20 protein-coding genes are annotated in these 24,539 nt (G+C 42.4%); 9 read left to right on the top strand and 11 right to left on the bottom strand.

Going from position 1 to position 24,539, the window contains the following annotated elements; all coding sequences use genetic code 11:
- Positions 1-45 precede the first annotated feature (45 nt).
- The 8 genes from dctA to B3E00_RS13230 form a co-directional block, all read right to left on the bottom strand.
- Complete coding sequence (gene dctA, locus B3E00_RS13265; RefSeq protein ID WP_209577881.1) at positions 46-1,308, bottom strand: C4-dicarboxylate transporter DctA; 1,263 nt, start codon at positions 1,306-1,308, stop codon at positions 46-48.
- A gap of 132 nt (positions 1,309-1,440) precedes the next feature.
- Positions 1,441-3,351: a class II glutamine amidotransferase gene (locus B3E00_RS13260; RefSeq protein WP_293938973.1), complete on the bottom strand. Its 1,911-nt coding sequence runs from the start codon at positions 3,349-3,351 to the stop codon at positions 1,441-1,443.
- A 120-nt stretch (positions 3,352-3,471) separates the two neighbouring features.
- Positions 3,472-5,349, bottom strand: coding sequence for an Nramp family divalent metal transporter (locus tag B3E00_RS13255; RefSeq protein ID WP_293879463.1), 1,878 nt, complete (start codon positions 5,347-5,349; stop codon positions 3,472-3,474).
- Between the two features lie 84 nt (positions 5,350-5,433).
- Positions 5,434-6,036, bottom strand: a complete 603-nt coding sequence (locus B3E00_RS13250; RefSeq protein WP_209577879.1) for a 2'-5' RNA ligase family protein — start codon at positions 6,034-6,036, stop codon at positions 5,434-5,436.
- A 90-nt stretch (positions 6,037-6,126) separates the two neighbouring features.
- A complete protein-coding gene (locus tag B3E00_RS13245; protein ID WP_293938797.1) occupies positions 6,127-8,082 on the bottom strand; it encodes a gamma-glutamyltransferase family protein in 1,956 nt (651 codons plus the stop codon).
- A gap of 122 nt (positions 8,083-8,204) precedes the next feature.
- Entirely contained in the window at positions 8,205-9,881 is a 1,677-nt protein-coding gene (locus tag B3E00_RS13240; RefSeq protein ID WP_209577878.1) for a sodium/sugar symporter, read from the bottom strand.
- Positions 9,882-9,932: 51 nt separating this feature from the next.
- Positions 9,933-11,261, bottom strand: a complete 1,329-nt coding sequence (gene xylA / locus B3E00_RS13235) for a xylose isomerase (protein ID WP_209577877.1) — start codon at positions 11,259-11,261, stop codon at positions 9,933-9,935.
- 1 nt (position 11,262) lies between these two features.
- Entirely contained in the window at positions 11,263-12,747 is a 1,485-nt protein-coding gene (locus B3E00_RS13230) for a xylulokinase (RefSeq protein ID WP_293938971.1), read from the bottom strand.
- Positions 12,748-12,868: 121 nt separating this feature from the next.
- Between B3E00_RS13230 and B3E00_RS13225 the strand changes: the two genes are divergently transcribed.
- From B3E00_RS13225 to B3E00_RS13210, 4 genes are read left to right on the top strand one after another with little or no spacing between them, the layout of a single operon-like run.
- Positions 12,869-13,891: a LacI family DNA-binding transcriptional regulator gene (locus B3E00_RS13225; RefSeq protein WP_293938795.1), complete on the top strand. Its 1,023-nt coding sequence runs from the start codon at positions 12,869-12,871 to the stop codon at positions 13,889-13,891.
- Positions 13,892-13,918: 27 nt separating this feature from the next.
- Positions 13,919-14,476 carry a hypothetical protein gene (locus B3E00_RS13220; RefSeq protein WP_209577875.1) on the top strand — a complete coding sequence of 186 codons (558 nt, stop codon included), beginning with the start codon at positions 13,919-13,921 and terminating at the stop codon, positions 14,474-14,476.
- A 1-nt stretch (position 14,477) separates the two neighbouring features.
- On the top strand, positions 14,478-14,951 hold the full coding sequence (locus B3E00_RS13215; RefSeq protein ID WP_209577874.1) for a hypothetical protein: 474 nt from the start codon (positions 14,478-14,480) through the stop codon (positions 14,949-14,951).
- 10 nt (positions 14,952-14,961) lie between these two features.
- Entirely contained in the window at positions 14,962-15,984 is a 1,023-nt protein-coding gene (locus tag B3E00_RS13210; RefSeq protein WP_209577873.1) for a WD40/YVTN/BNR-like repeat-containing protein, read from the top strand.
- Positions 15,985-16,061: 77 nt separating this feature from the next.
- Here B3E00_RS13210 and B3E00_RS13205 read toward each other — a convergent pair whose 3' ends face one another.
- Entirely contained in the window at positions 16,062-18,137 is a 2,076-nt protein-coding gene (locus B3E00_RS13205) for a Na+/H+ antiporter (protein ID WP_293938792.1), read from the bottom strand.
- Between the two features lie 88 nt (positions 18,138-18,225).
- Positions 18,226-19,608, bottom strand: coding sequence for a phosphoglucosamine mutase (gene glmM, locus B3E00_RS13200; protein ID WP_209577871.1), 1,383 nt, complete (start codon positions 19,606-19,608; stop codon positions 18,226-18,228).
- A gap of 200 nt (positions 19,609-19,808) precedes the next feature.
- Here glmM and B3E00_RS13195 point away from each other — a divergent pair, with 200 nt between their 5' ends.
- Both B3E00_RS13195 and B3E00_RS13190 read left to right on the top strand, forming a co-directional pair.
- Positions 19,809-20,390, top strand: a complete 582-nt coding sequence (locus tag B3E00_RS13195; RefSeq protein WP_209577870.1) for a phosphatase PAP2 family protein — start codon at positions 19,809-19,811, stop codon at positions 20,388-20,390.
- Positions 20,390-21,199 (top strand): ZIP family metal transporter, encoded by an 810-nt coding sequence (locus tag B3E00_RS13190; RefSeq protein ID WP_209577869.1) that lies wholly within the window; start codon positions 20,390-20,392, stop codon positions 21,197-21,199. Before B3E00_RS13195 ends, B3E00_RS13190 begins: the two co-directional genes overlap by 1 nt.
- A gap of 5 nt (positions 21,200-21,204) precedes the next feature.
- On the opposite strand, the gene B3E00_RS13185 is transcribed toward B3E00_RS13190, so the two are convergent.
- Positions 21,205-21,654 carry a MarR family winged helix-turn-helix transcriptional regulator gene (locus tag B3E00_RS13185; protein WP_209577868.1) on the bottom strand — a complete coding sequence of 150 codons (450 nt, stop codon included), beginning with the start codon at positions 21,652-21,654 and terminating at the stop codon, positions 21,205-21,207.
- A gap of 129 nt (positions 21,655-21,783) precedes the next feature.
- Here B3E00_RS13185 and B3E00_RS13180 point away from each other — a divergent pair, with 129 nt between their 5' ends.
- From B3E00_RS13180 to B3E00_RS13170, 3 genes are read left to right on the top strand one after another with little or no spacing between them, the layout of a single operon-like run.
- Positions 21,784-22,023, top strand: coding sequence for a FeoA family protein (locus B3E00_RS13180; protein ID WP_209577867.1), 240 nt, complete (start codon positions 21,784-21,786; stop codon positions 22,021-22,023).
- The gene (gene feoB / locus B3E00_RS13175) at positions 22,023-24,125 is read left to right on the top strand and encodes a ferrous iron transport protein B (RefSeq protein ID WP_293938790.1); all 2,103 of its coding nucleotides are present in this window, start codon (positions 22,023-22,025) and stop codon (positions 24,123-24,125) included. Before B3E00_RS13180 ends, feoB begins: the two co-directional genes overlap by 1 nt.
- 7 nt (positions 24,126-24,132) lie before the next feature.
- On the top strand, positions 24,133-24,294 hold the full coding sequence (locus B3E00_RS13170; protein ID WP_209577865.1) for a FeoB-associated Cys-rich membrane protein: 162 nt from the start codon (positions 24,133-24,135) through the stop codon (positions 24,292-24,294).
- Positions 24,295-24,539: the final 245 nt, after the last annotated feature.

The following is a 24,539-nucleotide window of genomic DNA, read 5'->3' as shown; positions in this document are numbered from 1 at the left end:
AACATGGATTAAAATTGGCCCGGAAAGACTGTTTTCCGGGCTTTTTTATCTTTTTGAGCCTAGCTTTTCATGCAGGATCTCCTCGTCCAAACTGTTTTCATATTTCGAAATGACCAGTGTTGCCGCTGAATTTCCGATTAAATTGGTTATTGCCCGAGCTTCACTCATAAAACGGTCTACGCCAAAGATCAACGCAACCGACTCCACAGGCACATGACCAACAACTGGTAATGTTGCAGCAAGGGTCACAAAACCACTTCCAGTAACACCGGCTGCGCCCTTGGAAGTTAACAGCAAGACCAACAATAGCGTAATTTCCTGCTCCAAGCTAAGGTGCATATTGAGCGCCTGTGAAATAAAGACCGCGGCCATTGTCAGATAGATACTTGTTCCATCCAGATTGAAAGAATAGCCCGTAGGAATGACAAGCCCGACGACAGGTTTGGCGCAGCCGGCATCTTCCATCTTTTGCATGATACCAGGCAATGCCGACTCGGAGGATGAAGTTCCCAATACAATCAGAATTTCCTCTTTAATGTATTTTAAGAACTTAAATACGTTTACCTTAAGATAGAAATACAATACTCCTCCAATGACGATAATCACAAAAATGAAACAGGTCAGGTAGAAACTCACCATCAACATACCCAGTTTAGACAAGGCCTGAATTCCAAACTTACCGATCGTAAAGCCCATGGCTCCCATTGCTCCAATTGGAGCGAGATACATGATCATTTTGATAATGGAAAAAAGTACCTTTAGAAACGACTGCAATACATTGAGTACAGGCTCGGACGCTTTCTGCCCTATTTTTGTCATACCAATACCAAAAAGGACTGCAAACACGAGCACCTGCAACATGTTGTCTGAGGCTACGGCAGCGATAACGTTACTTGGAATAATTCCGATGATGAAATCCATAAAACTATGCGGTTCTTTGGATTCTGAAATGTAATGGGATACCGAAGATACATCGAGGCTTGCCGGATCAGCATTCATCCCGGTACCCGGCTGTATCCAATTGACAAAGACGAGACCAATAATCAGGGCGATGGTGGTCATGATTTCGAAATAGATAATCGAAGTCAGGCCGATTTTGCCCACTTTTTTTGTATCCTGCATTCCAGCGATACCGATTACAATGGAACTGAAAATCAATGGTGCAATGACCATCTTAATCAGTTTTATAAAAGCATCGCCCAATGGCTTTAACTTAACAGCAAAGTCAGGGTAATAGATTCCACAGATGATGCCCAGCAGTATACCCAATACGACTTGAAAATAGAGGCTCTTAAAAATATGTTTCATGATCGGTTTATTTACTGACAGCAATCCCCTTTGCTATTGATCGGTCTTTTTATTTAGGATTCAGAATTTTCTGAGTACGAAGATAAAAAAAAGGGATGCATAAATGCATCCCTTCCACTGATATTTTTGAACTTAATTACTGAAATATGCTCTCACATTCTTTCCTTCAATCCAGTTCATATACGCTTTGTTGACAACCTTGTTTCCACCAGGTGTAGGATAATCGCCTGAAAAATACCAATCACCCTTATGATCCGGGCAAGCTTGGTGTAAATTGTCTAAGGTTTGGTACACAACCTCCAGTTCAGCTTTGAGGTGGTGCGGTCTCACAATACGAGCGATTTCTTCGGAGATCTCCTCATCGGTAAATGGGGCGTAGATGGCTTTGACATAATTCTCAATCTCATTGACATCTTGCGTCATCGATAACACACATTTCTGATAAACCTCATCGATAACATGTGCCATGCCACTTTGTTTCAAAAGGTTGATTGCTGCTTCGAATGCAACAAATTCACCCATACGTGACATATCAATACCATAACAATCCGGATAACGAATCTGTGGCGCCGAAGAAACAATGACAATTTTTTTCGGGTTCAGACGATCTAAGATCGTTAATATACTCTGTTTCAAAGTTGTTCCTCTAACGATGGAGTCATCAATGGCAACAATGGTATCTTCATGATCTTTTACAATACCGTAGGTGGTATCATAGACGTGCTGCACCATATCCGTACGGTCTGCGTCTTGCGTAATGAATGTACGCAATTTAGCATCCTTCACGTTGAGTTTTTCAAAACGAGGTTTAATACTCAAGATTTCATCCAATTCTTCATCAGAAATTTTTTCTGAACGATTCAATAAAGTCTCTTTTTGAAAATCACGAACATAGGTATTAATACCATCCATTAGTCCATAGTAAGATACTTCTGCAGTATTTGGAATAAATGAGAATACGGTATTTTTGATATTATTTTTGACAGATTCCAATACCTGAGGTACCAGTAATCTTCCCAGTTCTTTACGTTCTTGATAGATGTCAGCATCTGATCCACGGGAGAAGTAAATCCTTTCGAAAGAACAAGAACGTTGTTCTACGGGTTGTCTAAACATCTCTTGGGATACGGTACCATCTTTTTTGGCAATCAGGGCATGTCCCGGTTTAATTTCCTTAACAGCACCAATAGGGATATTGAACGCTGTCTGGATGACAGGTCTTTCTGATGCGACCACCAGAATTTCCTCGTCCTGGTAATAGAACGCCGGACGGATACCTGCCGGATCGCGCATGACGAACGCATCACCATGGCCAAAGATACCTGCTATGGTGTAACCGCCATCCCACGTTTTGGCCGAACGCTTCAAAATCTTTGATACATCAATATTTTTAGCGATCAGCGAGCTGATTTCAACATTAGAATAACCTTCTTTTTTGAATTGGTCGAATAGATCTTGATTTTCATCGTCCAGGAAATGACCGATTTTTTCCAAAACAGTCACCGTATCAGCCTTTTCTTTTGGATGCTGTCCCAACTCATATAGCTGTTGCAACAATTCGTCCACATTGGTCATGTTGAAGTTACCCGCTACAACCAAATTGCGAGACATCCAGTTGTTTTGTCTTAAAAACGGGTGACAGCTTTCGATACTGTTCTTGCCATGTGTTCCATAGCGCAAATGTCCTAAAAGTACTTCTCCGGTAAAACTTACATTATCTTTTAACCATTGCGTGTCTTTTGACTCCTCTGGAAATGCTTTCTGAACAGAAGCAAATTTTTTCTGCACATATTCGAATATATCTGCCACGGCAGTTGAGCCCATAGCTCTGTAACGCGAAATGTAACGATTTCCAGGTTTTACATCAAATTTAATGGTTGCAATCCCAGCCCCGTCTTGTCCACGGTTGTGCTGTTTTTCCATTAATAGGTACAATTTGTTGATGCCATAAAATGGCGTACCATATTTTTCCTGATAATAAGATAAGGGTTTTAACAGGCGAATTAGTGCGATTCCGCACTCGTGTTTAATAGCGTCGCTCATATCTTGATTTGATGTCGCAAAAGTAAGCATTATTTGGCACTTAGCGATCTACCGGCTCACTTTTTAAGCAATAAAATTACAGTGAATAGACAGACGGTGTTCGTCATAGCGCCTGAGGACCTATTTCGCAATAAAAACAGGTACTTTTACTGCATGTCGCAGCTTGTTGACCGTCTCCCCAAAAATAAAATCCTTTAAACCGCTGTGCCCATGACTGCCAACCACCAACAGATCAGCCGCATATTTTTCACAAACTGCTGCGATACTCTTGATCCGGTTATTATAGCCCAATTCGTATTCCGTCTGATACCCTTTCGATACGAGAAAGTCAGCATATAATTTCAGACGCTCTAAGTCTTGACGTGATTCAAAATCATCTGTCGACTCTCCAGTATATTTTACCGAGGCGCTCTCAACAATATGTACCACGACAAACGCCGTGTCTTTATGAGATAGCTGCAAAGCATATTGAATGATCTTCTGATCCGAACTGGAGAAGTCCAGCGCAATAACCACCTTCTTGAAGGAGCCTTTATGTTCAACATGCAGCGCCTCAAATGGAGGATGGACCTCCAGATCTATCGCTTTAGATTTTAGTAAAATTGGATATAATACCGTCATGACTAACAAAGCGAACAACCCTACGGCGCCCATTATCAGTACCACCGTTACCACAATATTATTGGCTTCGCCAATCCAGCCGACCACTTCGTCATACACCAATTTCAGATTCAGCACAGCGATAATGGCAGCAATCAGCCAGGCCACTCCCTTTGTTAACGGCTTGATGGCAAAATCCCCCATAGTTACTTTATCGCTGACAAAATGGATCAACGGAATGACTGCAAAGGCGAGTTGCATACTCAATATAACCTGGCTAAAGATGAGGAGCTGTCCCACGCGGCCTTCACCCGAAATCAGGATAACCAATATCGCTGGAATAATGGCCAACAGCCGGGTAATAATCCTCCGTAAGGTTGGACTAATCCGCAACCGTAGATATCCCTCCATGACAATCTGGCCCGCTAAAGTACCTGTCACTGTCGAACTCTGCCCGGCGAGAATCAAGGCAACAGCAAATAATTTCGATGCCCATTCCGTTCCGAGAAGGTTGCCCAACAGATGATAAGCATCTTCGAGTTCGGCCACGTCATGCCTACCATTTTTATGAAAAACGGATGCCGCAAGAATCAAAATCGCCGCATTCACGAGAAAAGCCAGATTCAAGGCAATGGCACTATCCCAAAAATTATACTTTAACGATTTTCGGATGGAGCTGTCATCGCGATCAATTTTCCGCGTTTGCACAAGTGCCGAATGCAGATACAAATTATGCGGCATGACGGTTGCACCGATAATACCTATGGCGATATAGAGTGCGGCACTATTGGGGATACTGGGTATAAATCCGGTGGCCACCTCTGCAAAGTCTGGTTTAGCCAAAAACATTTCCACCATAAAGCACATGCCAATAAGCGCAATCAGTCCAATGATAAAAAGTTCCATTTTTCGCATCCCGAGCTTCTGGAGATAAAGCAATAAGAAAGTATCTGCAAAACTGATCATTACGCCCCAGATCAGATCAATACCGAAAAGGAGGTTGAGACCGATGGCCATACCGAGCACTTCGGCCAGGTCACAGGCTGCGATGGCAATTTCAGCAAGCACATACAATACAAAATTCATCCGCTTAGGGTAGGTCTCCCGATTACACTGCGCAAGATCTTTGCCGCGCACAATACCAAGCCGTGCACATAAATTCTGGAGCACTAAAGCCATGATATTACTCATCAGTAAAACCCAAATCAGGGTATAGCCAAATTGGCTCCCGCCGGCAAGATCCGTTGCCCAGTTACCTGGATCCATATATCCTACACTAATGAGATAGGCAGGTCCAAAGAAACTAAGTATCTTTTTAAATTTGGATTTTCCTTTATTGACATCTACACTTTCGTGGATATCAGAAAGGGATTTATGATGGGATTCGTCGTAATGCATAAGGTACTGTAAGTGCAATATCGTCTATTGTCTGGCTTAAAGATAAAAAGCTTTAAACGATTTGGCAATTAAACAGTGATATAATTAGAATTTAAATGCGAGCTGCCCGGAATTCTCTTTTGACTGATTGCCAAATGGTATAAAATCAATGGTTTCGTACTGGCCTAAATCCGGTTTAAACTGTCGCACATGGACACCCTTGCACATAAAACTTAGGTCAACTGACCTGAATTGCTGCTTGGCGATCTCCAGCCATTCTGGCTCGAGCTGCCGCCCGATTGAGATATGAGGTTCGTCGCTAATGTCGATCAAATCAAACTCCGTTAAGGTCTGAACAACTTTTCTCGCGCGATCCTTGAGGTAACTGCGCGCATGTACCGTCGGCGCAATATAGAAGGCACCACTGGAAAACGACGAAAAATGATCAAAGTAAACATACTGGCTCCGTTCGTACACCAAGGTTTCCTGTAAAGCCTCAATGGCCCTTACCAGTTTACGCTCATCGGCCTCGAAAGCACATATAGTGACATGCGCCTTGGCATTACAACTGTGGTACCAGCCTTTGTTTGTGTCGGGAAATAGTTCGGCTAACGACGCACGTAACCGTCGCTTCAAACCATCCACCAAAGCAATACCAGCTTCATCAGGTTGAAAAACAAACGAATATGTATTGACACTACCCTCCATAACAAAAATCAATTTTCGATCAGTAGGTAAGATAACAAATACCGCGCAGATAACAAAACCTTAGGCTAGCCTTTTAAACAACAGTACAGCTTACCAACCGATGCCGTAATCCTCTCCATTATTGCTACTACCGCCCCAAAGCGTGTGATGTTGTTCGTCAAAATAAATAGCATTGATCGGTCCGCTGGTACGCTCGCCTAGCTGAATGCTGTAGCCCATTTGCTTTAATTGTTCGATCACAGCAGGCGCAGTATCTTTCGCTAATAATAGGCTACCTGAGCGTGGCTTCCGATCATCGGTCTTGGTTCCACCCAGCGACAGCCAAAGCTGATTACTATTGATATTAGCCGCCTCGCTAGCCTGCTGGGGCGTCATACCAAACTCGACCATATTTAAGAAAAACTGAAGTAAGTTTTGATCTTGTGTATCGCCGCCCTGTACCGCAAAAGAAAGGAAGGGCTTGCCGTTTTTTAAAGCCATTGACGGGCTAAGTGTTACACGCGGTCTTTTGCCGGGCTCGACCACGTTGAACGGGTTAATCAGTGAATCCAGAACAAAACTCTGTAAACGCTGACTCATACCCACTCCAGTGTTGCCTGCGATACAGGCCGGTAACCAGCCGCCACTTGGCGTAATTGAAACAACCCAGCCTTCCGCATCTGCTGCCTCAACGCTGGTGGTTCCCCTTAATAGCCGGTCCATATAGGCACTATCAACGGATAGGGAAGCCACAAGCGCCGCCGCCGACAAGTCCTTCACATAAGAACTTGAGCGTGCGTCATGTTTAGGGACAAAATCATTTTTCAGTTCGGTGTTTGGTTCAAACTGCTGCCGACGTTGCTGCAGCAGCGGAAGATAGGGGTTCTTTTTACCGACATACGGATACGGATCTCCAGGTAGCACATTTGGGTTATTTCGGGCAGAATCAATTGTTGCGGCCCTCGCCTTCGCATAGGACTCATGCAAAAGACCTTGAATAGGTGTCTTTGGTTTGCCATAGGGATCACCATAATAAAAATCCCGATCTGCAAAAGCCAAGTTCATCACCTGATAGAGTGTATGAATATAGGAAGCAGAATTATAGCCCATAGCCGTCAAGTCAAAGTTTTTCAACATTTGTAGACTCTGCAGCATCGCTGGCCCCTGGGTCCATTCCTGCAATTTATAGACGTCAACACCTTTATAATTAACGTGCAGCGGTTCCTCCTCGATAGGTTTCCAGCTGGCCAAGTCTGCCTTTGTAATTAAGCCCCCTTGCTCTTGGCTACCACGAACAAATTCGTCCGCGATATCGCCAGTGTAAAAACGATCATAGGCAGCCATAATAGCCGCTTTTCGGTCTTTGCCAGCCGCTATAGCGTTCTTTTCCGCTTCGACCAATTTAGACAGGGTGTGAAGAAGATCCTGTTGCACAAAAACCTCCCCCGCTTCGGGGGCCTCCCACGATTTACCTTCATGTACTAAAAACACCTTTTTACTGTAAGGCCATTCCTTTATGCGTTCCTTGCCTCGCTCGATACTTGTTGCCGTTTGTGCATCAATAGGATATCCTGCAGCCATTTCAAGAGCTGGCGCGAGCACTTCCGCTAAGCTTTTGGTCCCATATTGCGCCAACATATAACACAATCCACCTGGTGTGCCTGGTGTAACAGCGGCAAGTGGACCGTATTCGGGAGGAAATTCATAGCCCTTTGATCTAAAAAAATTGACTGTTGCTCCAGTAGGCGCTACTCCCAATGCATTTATGGCAATGACCTTCTTCAATTTTGGATGATAAATTAAGGCTTGTGTTTCACCTCCCCAGCTCAGCACATCCCACATCGTACAGGTAGCTGCAAGCATCGCGCAAGCAGCATCTACCGCATTTCCGCCCTGTTGAAAAAGTTGAGCCCCTGCCGTTGCTGCTAAGGGTTTTCCGGTAATCGCCATCCAATGCTTACCATGTAACGGTGGTTTTTGCGTACGCTGGGCAGAACTCAGCATTGGCGTACCGGCAGTCAACAGTCCGATAAACATCATCATCAGCGCAGGGTATCTTCTTTTCATAGCAGCAATCTTTCGTTAAGCAAGCGTTTTTAGTAAAAGCAAGATAGGGATTTTTAGGACAAACAAAAAACTCCTGCCAACCGAGGATGACAGGAGTTTTAACTATCTTAATTTCTATTGGTTTACCAATAAATGGAATACAATGCTGTAACTAATAAGGCTACAATCAATGCGATGACCAAGAACGCTCTGTGCGGTTTAAACATGGTGGTATCAATCTCCAATCCAGCGGGTACTACACCACGCTTATTGTCGATGATACTAATAAGAATCATACCGATAATACAGATAATGAAGACAAATCCCATACGATCCAAAAATGGAATCTCGTAAATTCCTGTTGTCGGATTCGGAACGGAGAAACCTGTCGATGACAAGAAAGAAAGGTCGACCCAATCCGGCAATTTCTTGAAGATAATGGAAAAAATAAATCCACCAATTGTCGCGAATAAAGCGGCATTGGAAGTCGCTTTTTTCCAAAAGAATCCCAAGATGAACATAGCGAAAATCCCTGGAGAGACAAACCCCGTGTACTCTTGAATGTATTGAAATCCACCTTTTTTATCTATCCCCAGATGCGGGGCAATCAGCACACCCAAAATCATGGCAACAACGACAGTTAATTTACCAATATTGACCAATTTCTTATCAGATGCTTCGGTATTGAATACTTTCTTATAAATATCCAGGGAGAAGATTGTTGCAATACTGTTTGCCTTACCTGCCAAAGAAGCGACCACCGCAGCTGTCAATGCAGCGAAAGACAGTCCTTTCAGACCGGCAGGCAACAAATTCAACAAAACAGGATACGCATGATCCGGATTGACCTCTCCATGTTGCATCATTTCATTTTGAAACAAGCCATCTTTCCACATTACGTAGGCTGCAATACCCGGCAATACAACAATAATAGGCATCAATAACTTTAAAAATGCTGCAAACAGAATTCCGTTTCGGGCAGTTTTAAGATCTGCCCCCAACGCGCGCTGCGTAATGTATTGATTACATCCCCAGTAATTGAGATTAACGATCCACATCCCTCCGATTAAGACGGTTAAACCCGGCAAATCGAGATAATTTTCATTTTTACGATCAAGAATCATATGGAAGTGGTCAGAAGCCTTTTCGGTCATCAGGTGATAACCTTCCAATACGCCTGATCCGCCATAATGTTCCGAAACAAGGTTCAAGGCGAGATAAGTCGTCGCCAAACCTCCCAATACCAAAAAGAAAACTTGAATAATATCCGTGTAGCCAATCACCTTCATACCACCTAAGGTAATGATAACCGCAAAAATTGCTATGGCATACATACACGCTTCAAGACTGATACCCGAGATACTGCTTACTGCAATTGCTCCCAAATAAAGGATAGAAGTCAAATTGACGACCACATACAACAGTAACCAGAAGACGGCCATAATCATCGCAACAGTTCCATTATAACGTTTATGGAGAAACTGTGGCATCGTAAAAATTTTGTTCTTTAGATATACCGGTATAAAAAATACGGCAACAACAATCAGCGTGATGGCAGCCATCCACTCATACGTCGCAATAGCCAATCCCATCTTAAATCCGGAACCGCTCATACCGATAAATTGCTCGGCAGATATATTGGATGCAATCAGTGATGCTCCAATAGCCCACCAGGTCAATGACCCCTCAGCCAGAAAATAATCTTTAGATCCTACAGATTCAGATTTCTTGCGATAATACACCCATAATCCGTAACCGGCTACAATGACAAAGTAGATCAGGAAAACGATGTAATCTTTTGTGCTTAAATAATTATTCATGTAATGGTAATTGGTTTAATTCGATCGCCTAATATAGAAATATTTTTAGAACTATATATATCTGTTGATCAAATTTTCTAAATACTCCTGCTTACCACTAATCGTTTTTGGTTCTCCCAATTCTACGGCTAAATCTCTTAAGTTCTCCAATGTCAATGCCTGTCCTTCAAATGATGCGCCATGGCCGGTATCAAAAGAGGCATAACGCTCTGCCCGTATTTTTTTGTATTCCGAGTCTTGCAGGATACGATCTGCTGTAAGCAATGCGCGGGCAAAAATATCCATCCCACCGATATGAGCATAAAACAAATCTTCAGGATCTGTCGAGTTGCGGCGTATCTTGGCATCAAAATTCACACCTCCACCTTGGAGTCCGCCACCCTCTAAAATAATCAACATCGCTTCGGTCAATTCATTGATATCGTTTGGAAATTGATCTGTATCCCACCCGTTTTGATAATCGCCACGGTTGGCATCAATGGACCCCAATTTGCCCGCATCTACTGCGACCTGCAACTCATGCTGAAAGGTATGTCCGGCCAACGTCGCGTGGTTAACTTCTAAATTTAATTTAAAATCGTCCAAAAGATTATACTGACGCAAGAAGCCAAGTACGGTAGCCGCATCGTAATCGTACTGATGTTTTGTCGGTTCACACGGTTTGGGTTCGATAAAGAAAGTTCCTTTAAAGCCGTTTTTGCGGGCATAATCTTTGGCCATGTGCAAAAACTGCGCAAGGTGCTCCTGCTCGCGTTTCATATTGGTATTTAAAAGACTCATATAACCCTCTCTTCCGCCCCAGAACACATAGTTTTCACCGCCGAGGGCAATTGTTGCATCCAATGCTGCCTTAACCTGAGCGCCACCATGTGCTAGAACATGAAAATCAGGATTAGTCGCCGCCCCATTCATATAGCGCTTATGGCTAAATAGGTTGGCTGTTCCCCAAAGCAATTTGATACCGCTTTCCTGTTGTTTCTCCTTTGCATAATCAACAATAGTGGACAGGCGTTTTTCATTTTCAACCACATTATCCGAATAATCCACTAAATCAACGTCGTGGAAGCAGTAATAAGGTATATTAATTTTACTGATAAATTCGAATGCCGCATCCATTTTATCTTTTGCTCTGGTAATTACGTCGCTGCTTTCATCCCATGGAAATTGATGTGTCGGTCCGCCAAATGGATCAGATCCGTTACCGTTGAACGAATGCCAGTACGAACAGGCAAATTTAAAATACTCTTCCATCGTCTTTCCCCCAACAAGTTGCTTAGGGTTGTAATAACGGAAAGCCAATGGATTTGTGCTGTCTTTCCCTTCGAATTGAATTTGGCCTACGCCTTTGAAAAATTCTTTTTTCCCTTTGATAACATTCATCTTAATTGCTATTTATTTGTTTGTTTAATAATTCTTTCCATTGTTGATAATGCTCTTCATATTGCGCTACAAACTGGGGTTCCACGGTATATACAGGCTTCAAAGAGCGAAAGGCTTCTTTAAAATCTGCATAATACCCACTTCCTATCCCTGCTCCGAGGGCGGCTCCTATACTTCCATCGTGATTGAAAATCTCTACAGGAACGTTTGTAGCCCCCACAAATGACTCTCTGAAAACAGAGCTCAAAAACAAATTGGCATAACCTGCACGAATCATATTTGGATACAAATTGTTCTCGCGCATGATATCCAGGCCGTAGCGAAAGGCGTAGGCAATTCCTTCTTGTATAGCGCGCAAGATATCGCTGGTCTCATGTCTGTTCAGGTCTATCGCTGAAATTGAAGCGCCAACGGTTTGGTTATTGAGCATGCGTTCGGCACCATTGCCAAATGGAATAACCTGTAGTCCTTTGCTGCCGATAGGTGAAGCTCCGGCTATCGCATTGATCTGTTCATACGATAGATCACGTCCTAGCATCTTTCTGCCCCAACTGTTCATAATACCTGTTCCGTTGATACAGAGCAATACCCCTGTTCGGATATCGTCCTCGCCATAATTCACGTGCGCAAATGTATTTACGCGTGATTCGCGGTCAGCGATCAGCTGGTCGCTGACCCCATAGATCACACCGGAAGTGCCTGCTGTCGCAGCAACTTCTCCAGGCTGTAGGACATTGAGTGAAAGTGCATTATTAGGTTGATCACCGGCTTTATAATTGATGGTCACAGCAGCAGACAGTCCGAGTTCCTCGGCCACAGTAGCTTTAATCTGACCATGTGTTGAAAAGACAGGTAAGATCTCTGGAATAAGATGATCATCAAAACCATAATAGTCCATTATTGTGCGCGACAACGCATTATCTTTAAAATCCCAGAATATACCTTCCGAAAGCGCGGATATGGAGGTTGTCACTTGTCCCGACAGCTTCATCGCTATAAAATCTCCCGGCAACATAATCTTGTCTATCTTTTCATAAACCGCAGGCTCATTTGCTTTGACCCAGGCCAACTTAGACGCCGTAAAATTACCTGGAGAATTCAAATGATGGCTTAAATTAAAAGACCGTCCGATTTCTTCAAAAGCGATATTACCCAATTCAACAGCCCTGCTGTCGCACCAGATAATTGCATTGCGTAGCACCTGCTGCTCCTTATCAACGACAACCAATCCGTGCATCTGGTAAGCAATTCCAATGGCCGAAATTGCTTTAGGATCGTAAAGTCCCAGCGCATTGGCTTTCAATAAAGCCTGTTTAAAATAATCCCACCAGTCGAGCGGATTTTGTTCAGCCCAATTGGGTTCTACAGTAATTATTGGAGCTTCTACATCGGGATATTGCACCGAGCACACCTTGCGTTGCGAAGAAGCTTCAACAATTGAAACTTTCACAGAAGAAGTACCTACATCTATACCTAACAAATACATGGTAATTAATTCTAATTGGTTATAAAAAACAACGGCGGCCCCTATCTTGCAACCGGTTGCATAAAAGTAGGACATGTTTCTGACTATTCAAAATATTAAATAAAATTATTTACTTTGGAGCGTGAATAAAAAAACAACCATTTACGATATCGCCCGTGAGCTAGGAGTAACAGTCTCTACTGTATCCCGTGCATTGAACAATGTGCCTACGATCAGTGAGTCCACACGAAAAATAGTGCTGGAAAAGGCAAAGGAATTAAATTATAGTGTCAATAAGCTGGCCTCATCCCTTTCTTCGGGCAAGTCCAATACCATCGGTGTCATTGTACCAACCATGCAAATTCATTTTTTTGCGGAAGCCGTACACAGCATTGAAAAAGAATTAAAGAAACACAACTATAGTTTATTGCTCTATCAATCGAATGAATCGTTTGCCGACGAGGTCAATGGCGTAAAAACTTTACTGGAAGCGCAAGTAGCTGGTATCATTGCGTCTTTGTCTCTGGAAACTCAAGAAACACAGCACTTTCAAGAAGTGATCAATCAGCGCAAATGCCTTGTTATCTTTGACCGTACCCACAAAAATATTCCTGCACCCGTGGTAAAACTCGACGATTATAAAGCGGGTTATCTTGCAACACAGCATCTACTCGAAGAGGGATACAAAAACATAGCATTTATTACAACAGACAAAGAGATCGCAATTTTCCAGGATCGGTTCCTCGGTTTCGAAGCCGCGTTAAAGGATGCGCAGATTTCACCGCGCGAAGATTTTATTATCCGCGGCGACTTATCTATTGAAGCCGGTATTAAAGGCACGGAACAGATTCTACAATCTGCCATCCAACCGGATGCCTTCATTGGAGGCGATGACTTTACAGCTGTAGGGATTATCCAAGCCTTAAAAGCTGCCCATATTGATATCCCAGCAACGGGTGTTATCGGTTTTGCAAACCAAACCTTTTCCTCCTTCATTACCCCCACACTGTCCAGTATAGACCAACAGGCCAACAAAATGGGCGAAGAATGTGCAAAGTTATTTTTGAAAATGGTCAAACAAAAAAGTCCTTATGACACGATCGAGCAAATTGTTCTTGATCCTGTATTGATAAAAAGAAAATCTACCCATAGAATAGACAAATAATCCCTAACTTTGCCTAAATTTTTTTAAATGCAAGCCCGGCACAGATTTAGGACAGCAAGCATCTGCTTATTATTTGTCATTCAGGCCCTTTTTTTATTGGCCATCTTTGTAGAAAATAGAAATTCTTATCTTATACTGGCCTTTATAGGTCTACTCTCCTTACTTATTTTATACAGTTACCTTCGTTCGCCGATTCATCATCATAAACATGAATATGAGTCCATCCGAATTGCCGTTTGGGTTCCTGTCGGAGCGATTATTTCCTATTATTTCAATCATACATTTGGGTTAGGTCCGGTCTTGGGTGCTGCACTCACAGGTACACTGGGCTCCTTCATACCCAATATCAATAAAGATTCAACGTATCTCCCTCATCTTCCGGCGGCAATTTATTGCGGTGCGTTTGTAGGCATGTCCAATGCCCAGGTCGCTCATGGCTTCTCCTTTGTTCTAGCCGCCAGCATTTTTACTGCGATCTTTCTGATTGTATCGAAAAGCCTGTTAAATGGGGTCGGTGGCAAGCTGGGTACATTGGCTTTTCTCGGTGTTTCGCTGACCTACCTACTGTTGTACATTTTTAAGTAACATGGAAACATTCATTTTATACCTAGTTGGTGTTATCGCGAGCACGGCCACCTACTACGTCAATACCAAATTTAATCAAGGTGCGGTACGTTCCTCGGCATTGCTGACATTGCTTGTCGCCGGCTTTCTTCATTTTTTCCCGCAAACTGTCACGCCTTATCTGGCTCAATATATTCCTCCGGTTTTTATTGGGGCCTCATTTATAGGCATGGTATCCAAAAGCCAGTTATCAACCTATTTCGGTTTGGCCCTTGCCGGCATTATCTTTACGACGATCCTGCTCCACACGAGCAAGTTTTTTGCCGGGTATGGTGGCGCACTGGGCACATCAGCCTGCATTGCTTTATTGGTCGTTTTAAGTATTCCTTATTTCAAATCACGCCGAAAAATGACCGTTGGCTTTCTGCAGCTCCGTAAAACAATCTTAAAAAAACAAAGGAAAGTATCGAAAAGACGAGTAGATTTGTTTAAATAAATATTTAAGCATGAAACCTTTATTTCTGGTCTTTATTATTCAAGCCTTCTGGCTAAAACCGCTAATTGCTCAACAGGCAAACCTTAGTTTGGTCAATCAGGAGCGCAACAGTAGCTACAGAGGGCTTAGTGTGGTCGATGATGAGACCGTATGGGTGAGCGGTAGCAATGGAACCGTTGGACTCAGCACCGATGCTGGAAAAAACTGGCAGTGGGTCAACCCAATTGGCTATGAAAAAACAGATTTTAGGGATATTGAAGCGTTTGATGAAAATGAAGCCATCGTTATTTCTGCGGGTTCACCAGCCATCATCTTACGTACCCGCGACGGCGGGCGAAGCTGGAAGGAGGTTTTCAGTGACAAGCGACCAGAAATATTTTATGACGGTATTGCATTTACATCAGCAGGTGTGGGTATTGCTTTCGGCGATGCCATTCAAGGTAAAATGCCGCTATTAAAAAGTGTCGATTTCGGAGAGTCATGGAAAGATATCACAGCAAATATGCCCTTTTCAATAACTGGTGGAGAAGCTGGTTTTGCTGCTAGCGGGACATCCATATACTGCAACAACACAGGAACATACTGGATTGCCACTGGGGGAACAGTTTCCAATATCTATCGCAGCGAAGACCAGGGAAATACATGGGTACGTTACAGCTGCCCTATCCTGCAGGGAAAAAATAGCACCGGCCCCTTTTCTATTGCTTTCTATTCATCAACGACTGGAATTGTCGTTGGCGGAGATTACAAAGACGACACAAACAAGGAGAAAAACAGCTTTCTGACCAAAGATGGTGGTAAAACTTGGTTTGCACCACACACAGCGCCCGCTGGATTTAAATCCGCTGTTGTTTACCGCTCCAAAAAACAACTCATCAGCACGGGTACTTCGGGCACAGACTTGTCGAATGACGGTGGTAAAAACTGGATAGCGATCGGAAAGGAAAGCTTCAATGCGGTTCAAAAAGCCAAAAAAGGCAGCGCCATATATCTGGCCGGAGATAAAGGAAAAATAGCGAAGTTAACATTGTAAGTTAACTTCGCTATTGCTCGCCACATCATGATCTTGCCCTTATCGGGCATAAGCCCGTGATATGGTATTAATACCGATTATTTACGCGACAAACGCGATTCTTCCAGATCTAGCGAATACTCCATTTCTCTAATGACATCGCTATCGTAAGCCTTACTTTCTTTGATCTTATACAATCCATCTCGACGTAAGGCCAGAAGTTCCAACATTATTTTATTATACAGTCCTCTCACTGCCGAAAGCTGTGCACGTGTATCTTCTTCTTTTGCACGCTCGGAAGCATTTACACTTCGGATGATTTGCTCTTTCACCCGGGCGATGGTCTCATACTCCAACATTTCCTGTGCATAGTGCTTATCCAAATAGGCAATAGATTCTTTACCAAGGCGTAAGCGGATCTCATCAATCTGCTCTTCCATGGAAACTTGCTCGTCGACATCTTCCATCTTTATCAGCTTAATTAAAAAGGGTAATGTTAGCCCCTGAAAGACAAGCGTCACCAAAATAACGACAAACGTAATAAACAAAATCAGATTACGGTGTGGGAAAGCTGTGCCATCATATAAAGTCAACGGAATCGCTAATGCTGATGCCAACGAAACCACCCCTCTCATTCCTGCCCAGCCAATAACCAAGGGCAGTTTCCATCCCGGGCTTTTTTCCTTTACCCGAATCCGCTTAAATAATATTCTAGGAACAAAAGCCGAAAGATAGACTGCAATCAATCGCAAAATAATGACGATCACGGCGATCGCCAGCGCATAATTAATGGCCTCCGCCATCGAATATTCGCCCAATCCATTAATGATAACGGGTAACTCAAGCCCAATCAAAATAAAGACGAATCCATTTAAGAGAAAACCTACCGTTGCCCATACTTCTTTCGTTTGAATACGGGTATGATAGTTGAGATAATCCCCTGCCCGAAAGGAGAGAAACAATCCACCACTTACCACAGCCAAAACGCCCGACCATTCAAAATGTTCTGCGACAATATACATTAAGTAGGGTGCGATGAGCGTAATAGGTGTTGATATGCTGGATGATTTCGCCACATACCTTAAGAAGACATAGAGGATGTGGCCGATCACCAGGCCAACCACAACGCCCATCACCGATAATACAAGAAATTGCGTCGCCGCATTGGTCATTACAAACTGGCCAGTAAGAATTGCAATCGATGCAAATCGAAACACAGTAAGTGAGGCAGCATCATTGACCAGGCTTTCTCCTTCCAATATCGCTATTCCTCGTTTCGGAATACTGATACCTTTCAATACTGAACTCGCCGCAACAGCATCGGGAGGCGAAATGATCCCGCCTAGCAAAAAGCCAAGTGCTAGGGTAAATCCGGGAATAATACTCACTGAAAAGTAGGCAATGGCCAAGGATGTGAAGAAAACCAGACCGAAGCCCATGATTAAAATAGACCTGCGCCACTTTAAAAAATTACCCCAATTGGTGTACCAGGCGGCTTCAAAAAGTAAAGGGGGCAAAAAGACCATAAACACAATATCAGGGTCCACACTAATGACTGGGACACCAGGAATCAAGGAAATCACGAGTCCACCAATCACTAATAAGATTGGATAAGAGACCTTTAAGCGTTGACTCAGCACAAACAACATGGCCATAAAGAAAAAGAGCAGCATCACCAATAAGAGATTGCTATGAATTTTATGGCCAGCCTTTCCGCCTATTCCAGCTTTCACATCCGAATAGGGCGCCAAAACTGACATACTGTATTGACGGATCTTCCACGCATTGTCCATCTTGCTCAGTACCCCTACACCGCGAAAAGACTTGGTATTAATCTTAAAAGATTCGTCAAACCAAGCAATGGTACTATCTGCATTGAAGCTGATATGCCTAGTGTCATACGTGTATGTCCATGCATTCTTGGGATTGAAATATTGATTGGCGAACTTTTCAGCATGTGCTTTATCCCATCTTTCATTCTGATCAGTCCCCATAATGATTCCATCGGAAGCAATCACATTCAAAAATGGGCCATACTTCACCTCACCTGAAGACTTGTGCCATTGCGCTAACACCCTATTGATTTCTTCTACAGTTTGCTGGGCGCTTGTTGGTAAGGCGAATAACACTACATTAAGAAAACAACATACACTTAAAATGATTTTTCTAATCATAAATTCTAAAACATCTTTCTATCTAGGCCTATTTTGTATTCGTCAACTTAGTCCTAAAACAAAAAGCTGCATCTGCAGCTTTTTGTTTTTATTTTATTATTTCTTCAATTTCACTGATAATCTTCTGCGCGATCTGCTCAGCAGCTTCGGGCGTCGGGCCCTCAGAATAGATGCGGATGATCGGTTCGGTATTCGATTTGCGTAAGTGCACCCATTCATTTTCGAAGTCTATTTTCAGTCCATCAATGGTGGAATGATCTTCATTTTTATATTTCTCCTGCATTTTCGCCAATAGATTGTCAATATCTAATTCGGGCGTCAGGGTAATCTTATTTTTGGACATAAAGTACTGCGGTAAAGAAGCTCGGTATTCTGATGCCTTTTTACCAAGTTTTGCCAAGTGCGTCAAGAAGATCGCTACACCGACCAGCGCATCACGTCCATAGTGAGATGCCGGATAAATTACGCCACCATTTCCCTCTCCGCCGATGACCGCATCGACTTCTTTCATCTTTGTAACCACATTGACTTCACCCACGGCCGCTGCATAATATTCACCTCCATGTGCTTTAGTGACATCACGCAGTGCACGTGTAGAAGATAAATTAGAAACGGTATTTCCTTTTTTATGCTGCAACAGGTAGTCTGCTACGGCCACTAGTGTATATTCTTCACCGAATAATTCGCCGTCTTCCATCATAAAGACCAATCGATCGACGTCCGGATCCACAGCAATCCCCAAATCAGCCTCGTTCTCGACCACTGCTGCAGACAAATCTGTGAGATGTTCTTTCAACGGTTCGGGGTTATGCGGAAATTGGCCGTTGGGTTCACAATGGATCTTATAAATGGTCTGTACCCCCAGCGCATCCAACAACGCAGGGATAAAGGTACCGCCATTGCTATTGACTGCATCTAAAGCGACTTTAAAATTAGCGGCTTTAATGGCTTCTTTATCGACATATTCCAAAGCCAAAACAGCGTCTACATGTTTCTGCATGTAGGAATAGTCTTTATGGAGCTGTCCTAATTCCCCCACTTCGGAAAAATCGAAGTCCAAAGACTCGCCAAGAGCCAATACTTCCTGTCCTTCGGCATCTGAAATGAATTCACCCTTCGCATTCAATAACTTTAGCGCATTCCATTGGCCAGGATTATGTGAAGCAGTCAAAATAATACCGCCAGCTGCCTTTTCCATCGGTACAGCAATTTCTACTGTTGGAGTCGTGGATAGACCCAGATCAACCACATCAACACCGATGCTCTGCAAGGTACCTATCACCAGATTACTGACCATCTCACCAGAAACACGCGCATCTCTACCGATGACAATTTTTTTGATACCGCTCTGCTTGACAATGATTTTGCCATAAGCTGCTGTAAACTTAACGATATCTATGGGGGTAAGTGCTTCTCCAGCACGCCCGCCTATCGTACCTCGTATCCCTGATATTGATTTAATTAAAGTCATTTCTTTTGAATTGATTAACGCGTAAATTTAGCACAATGGCAATAAAATATCGAATTAAAATTATAAATAATAAATATTTAACGTATATTTGTTGCAACAAAGTTGTTTTTAACAGAAACAGTTCTTTGCAATGAAATTATTTTTACTTTTGAAAAACGAGTTTTTAAAGTTTGGGAGTTTCATTGTCATCAGCAACATTTATGATTCAACAGTTAATACACATCGATCAAGAGATTTTTCTAGCCATCAATCAAGGCTTGAGTAACCCGGTGTTTGATTGGTTATTGCCTATATTGCGCAATCCATATACCTGGGCACCTTTGTATTTGTTTCTGGTTATATTTTTCATTAAAACCTACGGTAAAACAGGTATACTCATTGTTGCCGTGACCCTGGCCACCTTTGGAATTTCCGATGGTCTGTCTTCTCATTTGATCAAAAAAACTGTCAAACGTATTCGACCTTGCAACGATGTGGAGTTTAAGGAAAATATTAACATCCGGGTGCGCTGTGGCTCTGGCTTTAGCTTTACTTCTTCGCATGCTGCCAATCATTTTTCCCTAGCGTTCTTCTGGATTGTTCTTTTTCGGAGAAGGTGGAAACATGTGCTTTGGCTTTGTATTGCCTGGGCGACGTTAATTTCAGTCGCTCAAATTTATGTTGGCGTTCATTACCCTTTTGATATTCTCTGTGGTGCCGTTTTAGGTATCTTGGTTGGTTTGGCAACAGGTTATTTATTCAAACGATTTGTACCAAGCTTTTTTAAAACTGAACAAGTATAATGAATTCAATTTTATTGATTTTAATTTTATTCGTACCTGCATTTGCAAGTGGAATTGCCGTATTTTTTGTACAAAAGAAAGGGACTAATTTTCTTAAACTGATCCTTTCTTTCAGTGGAGCCTATTTATTCTCCATTACTGTACTTCACCTCATGCCCCATGTTTATCAGTCGACCAATACCTCACCCGAAGTATTGGGTATCTATGTCTTAGCTGGATTTCTTTTTCAGCTTTTTCTTGAACAGTTTTCCCAGGGGATCGAACATGGCCATATCCATGCGGACAATGACCACGACCATCATAACCATCGTTTTCCAATCGGTATTATGTTCAGTCTATGCCTTCATGCATTCCTCGAAGGTATGCCCTTGGCTGCGACGCACCAAACAGAGCTTGCACTGGGGATATCCATTCACCATATTCCAGCAGCATTTGCATTGGGAAGTATTTTACTCAGTACGCATGTAAAGAAAAATACCATCCTGATTACGCTCGCTTTATTTGCGGCAATGACCCCTTTTGGGTTTTTACTGAGTAAAGCTATCAGTGCAGGAGAAGTGGGCAATATCCAACAATATTTCGATAAAATCATGGCAGTAGTTATTGGTATTTTCTTACACATATCCACGACTATACTTTTTGAATCGGGCTCTATTGACCATCACAAATTCAATAAAAAGAAAATGATAGCTGTGATAGCAGGAGTTGCCATAGCACTGGGAAGCTTCTTATTTGTTGGAGATCACGACCATGGGCATGATCAGCATCATCAAACGCATGATCATGAACATCATGATCATGCGCATTAATTTTTTTAGCCACGAAGTTTATCTAGCAAGGCATTTAATGCAATAGCTTCTTCCTCGCTGATTCGGTTGGGCAAAATATCCATCATCAACATATCCTCATCAAGTCTTTTTAGAATTTCCAGGCCCTTGTTTGTGATAAAAAGATCCACAGCCCTTTTATCCGCTCCCGACTGACAGCGCGAAACCAGTTCTTTAGAAACCATACGGTCTATCATACGCGAGATATCTGGTGTAAAACTCAGCATTCTTGACCTAATGAGACTATTGGTTGCAGGCCTAGGATATCGTCCTCTTAATATACGCAGGACATTAAATTGTTTCAAAGTGATTCCTTCTTTAGCAGCTCGCTGTTCGAGCGCGTTGCTTATACAGTTATAGGTGTAGAGAATATTCACCGTACAACGATGCCATTCATTGCTGAATTTATTTACTTTGATTTCGTCCTCAATCTTCATTCTGGTTGATAATTAATCGTTTTATAGCATAAAGATAGCTGTTTTTTAGTAAATACATAACTATGACATTAGAATCATTCTAAATGGCGGAAATTCTGTATATTTGAGAAATTCAAAAAAAACAGGCAGATGCGTAATAGAACTAGCTTAGATAAGCTAAAAAAAGGGGAAAAGGCGGTAATTATTGATTTTGAATCACACGATATTCCAGCTAAATTTTTCGAATTGGGCTTTATACCCGGTACTGAGGTCGAGGTAAAACATATTGCTCCGCTAGATGGGCCAATATGCCTAAATATCCGTGCGAATAACGCCCTTATTGCTATCCGCAAATCAGAAGCTAAAGTCATCCTTATTGATCAGAAATAATGAATAACCCGATTATTGCACTTTTGGGGAATCCAAATGTGGGTAAAACATCTCTATTTAACCGGATTACAAAATTAAATCAGAAAGTAGGAAATTATCCTGGAATTACGGTCGAGAAACGTGAGGGGCAAGTAAAAGCCAACAGTAAAACGTATCGTATCATTGATTTACCCGGAACCTATACTTTGTTTCCAAGTTCGATGGACGAAGAGGTTGTTTTCAACACTTTAGTCAATAAAGATAGTAGTTTCAGACCAAACCTTGTCGTTGTCGTTGCCGAACCCACCAATCTAAAACGGTCGATCATCCTTTATCAGCAAGCTCGCGAGCTTGGCCTACCGGCTATCTTTGTCATCAATATGATCGACGAAGCCAGGGAAAAAGGTATTACCATAGATGTTCAAAAACTTGAGCATTTGTTAAATACCAAGGTCTACCAAACCAATGCACGTACAGGGCAAGGTGTAGATCAGTTAATCAAAAACTTTGATGCTATTCCACCAATGTATATCAGTACGTTTAGCCTACCAAAGGAAGCGGATGCTGCATTGGAAGAAACGAAACGTCTCTTCCCGTTAGAGACTGAATACCATACCTGGCAATATTTAGCTAAGGGCGAAGTATCGTTTTTGTCGAAGGAAAAGAATCAGGCTATTCAGCAAATCCGCGAGAAATATCAATTAAGGGCTGATAAACTACAGAAAGAGGAGGCCATATTACGCAGCAAATCATTAGATAATAGCCTTGGAGAAATCTATGTAAAAGATGAGGCTTCAAATAAGAATAAAACAAATGCGATTGATAGCATTCTGCTTCACCCGATTTTTGGTTATGTGATCTTTTTTGGAATCTTATTTCTTATTTTCCAAGCAATTTACACGTGGTCTGGACCTGCGATGGATTTTATAGACGGTCTTTTTGGCGATCTTGCGGCCTATACACAGTCGGCACTTCCTGCGGGACCATTGACAGACTTGTTGAGTAACGGTATTATTAAGGGAATCGGCGGGATCGTCATCTTCATTCCGCAGATCGTCATCTTGTATGTCTTTATTTCGATTATGGAAGAAACGGGCTATATGAGCCGTGTCGTTTTTCTGATGGACCGCTGGCTTCGTCCCTTCGGGTTGAGTGGAAAATCAGTCATTCCATTGATTTCCGGAGTTGCCTGCGCTGTTCCTGCAGTGATGTCTGCACGTAACATCGAAAATAGCAAAGAGAGATTAGTGACTATTCTAGTGACACCTTTTATGACCTGTTCTGCACGTCTGCCTATTTATATTGTGCTGATCGGACTGGTGATACCAGATACGCGATTAGGTGGATTTCAAATTCAAGGGATTGTATTGTTTGTCATGTATCTCCTCGGGATATTTGCAGTCCTGCTATCTGCTATTATCCTTACCAAAGTGATTAAATCGAAGCACAAATCATTTCTCATCTTTGAACTTCCCACTTATAAGACTCCGGATTGGAAAAACGTTGCCTTAAATGTATGGGAAAAAGCGTCCAGTTTTGTCTTTGGTGCTGGTAAAATCATTTTGGCGATTTCCATTATACTATGGGCATTGGGCAGCTTTGGACCGAATGACAAATTTAGCCGGGCAGAAGAATATGTAACAAAGAATAACCCGAATTTACCCGAAGCAGATTTAGAACATGAAGTTTCATCTTATCGACTGGAGCACTCTTTCCTGGGCTATCTTGGCATGGCTATTGAACCTGTAGTTGAACCATTGGGGTACGATTGGAAGATGGGCATCGGTCTAATTTCTTCTTTTGCTGCACGTGAAGTATTTGTTGGCACAATGGCTACGGTATATAGTCTCGGAGATGAAGTGGATATCGAAGATGAAGCGTCTAAAACAACGGTATTAGGCAAAATGAAAAGTGAAATTAACCGAAATACCGGTTTACCCGCTTACAATTTGGCGTCAGGTGTATCCTTACTATTGTTTTACGCATTCGCTATGCAATGTATGAGTACGATCGCGGCGGTAAAAAGGGAAACAGGATCTTGGAAATGGACTTTAATACAACTTGGTTTTATGACGGGCGTAGCCTACCTCAGTGCATTAATCGCTTATCAACTTTTAAAATAAAAGAGCTATGGATAATGTAACCGTACAATATATCATCGTGGGAATTCTCGTTTTGGCGGCTATATGGTATGTCGTTAAAAATGTCCGAAAATCATTAAAGGGCAAGTCGAGCTGTTCCAAAGGTTGCGGATGTGACTGCAGTGCTGAAAAAGCTTCAAAAGCAAATTAATTTGTCCTTTTAAGTAGCATTTGCAAATAAGATTTCGTTATTAGTTAGAGTGGCCAAAAATCACACTAGCTACTATAAAGTAAAGCGCCGTTTTTTTTAAGAAAATTACGGCGCTTGCTGTTTCTTAGCAATAATGTGCACAAATACCTAAGTGTTTTATTAACTTTATGCGCTTAGGACAAAATATGGGCTGAGGAGCCAAGTTATTCAAACGCAATTTCGCTCGACAGTATTCATTTTGGACA

The organism is Sphingobacterium sp. UBA5996 (assembly GCF_002429765.1).
Taxonomy (GTDB): Bacteria; Bacteroidota; Bacteroidia; order Sphingobacteriales; family Sphingobacteriaceae; genus Sphingobacterium.
The sequence above is the reverse complement of the archived record's forward strand: the minus strand, read 5'-3'. Positions and strand labels throughout refer to the sequence as shown.